This window comes from Craurococcus roseus (genome assembly GCF_039523795.1).
In the GTDB taxonomy this organism is placed as follows: domain Bacteria; phylum Pseudomonadota; class Alphaproteobacteria; order Acetobacterales; family Acetobacteraceae; genus Craurococcus; species Craurococcus roseus.
Map to the genome: position 1 here is coordinate 1 of NZ_BAAAFZ010000087.1, position 671 is coordinate 671.

1 protein-coding gene is annotated in these 671 nt (G+C 79.3%); it reads right to left on the reverse strand.

Annotated features, from left to right (window positions below):
• Positions 1-56: 56 nt before the first annotated feature.
• Positions 57-671 (reverse strand): hypothetical protein (locus ABD067_RS22985; protein WP_343897742.1); only part of this gene is annotated, 615 nt, incomplete at its 5' end.

The following is a 671-nucleotide window of genomic DNA, read 5'->3' on the forward strand; positions in this document are numbered from 1 at the left end:
GGCGGCGGCGTCGCAGCCGGCGAGGGCGAGCAGGAGCAGCAGCGCGGCGGCGGGCTTCAAGGCGCCAACTCCGCCAAGCCGCGCAGCGCGTCCACCTTCTGCTCGCGCAGCAGGCCGAGCAGCATGGCGAGCGCTTGCAAAGCCGATCGGCCTTCCGCCGTGCCGAGGCCCGCGGCAGTGAGGAGCGCGCGCGCGGCTTCGGGCGTCGCGGCTTCCGGGCGGATCGCCGGTGCAGCGTCGGCCAGGCCGGCGACCACGGCCTGGACGGCGGGCGCCGACACGTCGGCCGCGGCGCTCTCGGCCAGCAAGACGCGGCGGAATTCGGCCAAACCCTCCGCGGCGGCTTCGGGCGAGGCGAAGCGTCCGCCGTGCTCGGCCCAGAGGCGCGCCGGGGCGTCGTCGCGCAGCGCGAGGTCGAGCAGGTCGGCGGCGAAGCCGGGCCGGTCGCGCAGCGGCGCGAAGGCGGCGGCGAAGAGGGGCGCGCCTTCCAGCCGCAGCGCCGCGGAGGACGGGGCGATGGCGCCGGCGTCGAACAGCGCCGGGTCATGCGGCGCGGCCAGCACCTGCGCGCGCCAGCGTCGCCACGCGGCGCTGCCCGCCTGCCAGCCGAGGCCGAGCAGCAGCGACACCGCGGCGAGCGGGCCGCCGCCCGCGACCGCCGGCAAGGCGCC